Origin of the sequence: Streptococcus parasanguinis (assembly GCF_015556095.1) — a bacterium.
GTDB classification, from domain to species: Bacteria; Bacillota; Bacilli; order Lactobacillales; family Streptococcaceae; genus Streptococcus; species Streptococcus parasanguinis_Q.
This window is the reverse complement of the sequence record NZ_JADNLT010000030.1, coordinates 1-2614: the sequence shown is the minus strand read 5'-3', so window position 1 is coordinate 2614 and position 2614 is coordinate 1. Positions and strand designations below refer to the sequence as shown.

General features: G+C 32.2%; 2 protein-coding genes and 1 pseudogene. All 3 read right to left on the bottom strand.

Annotation, left to right across the window (positions count from 1 at the left end):
• Window positions 1-180: 180 nt before the first annotated feature.
• On the bottom strand, window positions 181-354 hold the full coding sequence (locus I2E70_RS10460; protein WP_155173245.1) for a hypothetical protein: 174 nt from the start codon (window positions 352-354) through the stop codon (window positions 181-183).
• The gene (locus I2E70_RS10455) at window positions 354-2363 is read right to left on the bottom strand and encodes a VirD4-like conjugal transfer protein, CD1115 family (RefSeq protein ID WP_195424695.1); all 2010 of its coding nucleotides are present in this window, start codon (window positions 2361-2363) and stop codon (window positions 354-356) included. The genes I2E70_RS10460 and I2E70_RS10455 overlap by 1 nt, the downstream gene beginning before the upstream one ends.
• Window positions 2363-2614 (bottom strand): annotated as a pseudogene (locus I2E70_RS10450) (hypothetical protein); the annotation flags it as partial. The pseudogene I2E70_RS10450 and the gene I2E70_RS10455, both read right to left, overlap by 1 nt.

Below are 2614 nucleotides of genomic sequence, written 5' to 3'. Positions count from 1 at the left end.
ATCTTTTTCCACTAGATGACCTACAGCAGATGCAATTAAAACATCTGCATTTAAAATATCAGAATAGACTTTCCAAACTCCCTTATCATTTTTAGGTTTTCCAAAAGTATGAGCATACTTTTCAGCTTGGTCAGGCTTTTCTGCTAAAACAAAAATTTTCATAGATTTCACCTTAAAAATTTAGAGTTTATGAATTTTCTTCATAAACTCCATACTATTTTCGTTGAATACCTTTATCACTTCTCTAATCAAACTTGCTCTTGAATATCCAAATGATTCAGCTATTTCATCAAATCTTGATAGTTCCTCTTTAGTTAGGTAAATAGTTGCCTGTTTTCTATCAATTTTTTTCATTAAATCCCCCCTCCCCTTTTAATTTCAGGTACTTCAATAGGTTCTTCAAAAAAGAAAGGAAGTTCTTCATCATCTTGTGTCTGAGAGGGCGATTCTGACGCATTTTCAAGTGGTTTTGTGGGTAGTTCTTCACTAAATTGCGCTTCTGATGCAATTAGATTCTTAACTATTTGATCGTACTCTTTCGCACCTGATTTGACTGATTCAGTTATATCTGAACAATCAACATTACTTTCAAATTCTTCATCATCTGAAAAAACAACATTACTTTCAAATTCTTCATCATCAGTCATATATTTTTGATAGATAAACCAATTATCATCATCTGGTGAATTTGCTATCTGATCTTTCATAGGGTGATCAAATACTGTCATTTTCTTATCTCTTAAAACGTTTTGTTTCGAGATAAATACTAGTGCTTCATCTACCCCAATTCGAGCTATTTCATCAGGTGTCATAAGATCCCGTGATTGACTCCTATAGCTTACTGAACCACTCTTAAAGCGCCCTTGATTGACTGAATGATCCATCTGTTTTATTGTCTGTTTCCCTGCTCTCATTGAAAAATACTTCATTGTATTTTCATCATTCGTTCCAAGGAAAAGAATCGTTGCACAGTTATTAAAAATTGTTTTCCAATCGTTTTTATACATTGATTCCAATTGTGAAATTGCTTGAATGATAATCTTAATTGAAATTTCACGACTACGGACAGAAGCTAATACTTCATTAAAGTTAGGAATCTTACCAATATTTGCAAATTCATCAATAATCATCTGAACGTGCAATAAATCCTTTGGACTAATACCTTTAACTTTACCTTGTAGTATTTCATCTGCTCCATGTGTTAAAACCTCAAACATGACAGCAAACATAGTTGATGCAAGAAAGTTAAAGGCTTTATTTGTTTCAGGAATAGCAATAAATACTGCCGTCTTTTTAATATTCCATGTTTCCATCTCCATGGTATCTCTTTCGATCATTTGAGTTACCTGAGCATGATCAAATACTGAGTATTGAGCAGACATTACTGCTAGTACAGAAGTTCTTGTTTCAGCTTGAAAGTTTTGATTAAACAAATCCCACTGCTTACAAGCATAGTTGCCAGGAATAGCTTCTTCTAAGTCTTCAAATAATAGTTCAACAGGAGAGGGAATCTTTTCATTATCTCGCTTAATATTACGAAGTAAATCAGATACCATAGATAGATTTGGGGTATAATCATTTACCTTGCTATCAAAATACAGATACCCAATTAAAGCCCGTGTTAAAAGCAAATTGGCTTGTACCCAAAAGTTTTCACCTTGATTATCTGATTTTTTTGTACCATCAATAATAGCTTCTGTAACACGGTCAATATCCAATTCTGATTTCATGTAATGAAATGGATTGAATTGATCTGAATTTGATAAATGAACTAGGTCGAATACTTTTACATTATATCCATTATCTGCAAGCATTTTACCTACTTCATGGACTAATAGACCTTTCGGATCTGTAATAATGTAAGAACTATTCATCTGCATAATGTTAGGTTTTACAAAATTAAATGTTTTACCATCCCCAGGTAACCCGATAGCAACAACATTTTTATTTAATTGCCATTGGTACGGAAGATTCTTATTGAATAGCCCCATTCTGCCATTTTTTGAGAAGATCATATCATTTTTGGGGTCTTTATCTCTAAAATTCATAAGATCTTTTATATTAGCAAATTTAGCAGATCCAGCTTCTTCTCCTGATCTATAATTCTCTATTTTTTTAGGATTCAGATAAGCAAGGAGTGATGCAAATAAACCAACTAAAATCATTAGTATACCTATAGGTTTTAAACTAAACAAAAAATAAGGAGGATCAATAAACTTATCTGCAACATATGAATACTGTGAGAATAGTTGCCCTTTAACAATTGGAGCAACCGAATAGAGAGCATACCCTCTATTCAAAATTAAGGCTAATACAATACCTATCAGGAGATAAGGTAAACATTTCTTTTTCTTATATTCCATCATATCCCCCTACCTTTTGATTTGATTTTAGCTTGTGTTTTCTCCATTTTAGAAATTTCTGATTTCACTGCTTGTTTATGCTTTTTAAGTCTTTCAGCAAGTGTTTTTTTATTGCTGTATTTTTGAGGATTAGTAGCTATCTCCTCTAATCTATTTTTCAGAGCTGTTTCTAAAATTTTTGCATTTTGCGATTGAATATAAAGATTAGCTGTACCATCTTTATTGTTTGTTATCGCAAATTTAACTCCCTC

Coding starts and splice junctions, on each gene's coding strand:
- I2E70_RS10460 (WP_155173245.1), bottom strand. CDS start 354: ATGAAAAAAATTGATAGAAAACAGGCAACTATTTACCTAACTAAAGAG.
- I2E70_RS10455 (WP_195424695.1), bottom strand. CDS start 2,363: ATGGAATATAAGAAAAAGAAATGTTTACCTTATCTCCTGATAGGTATT.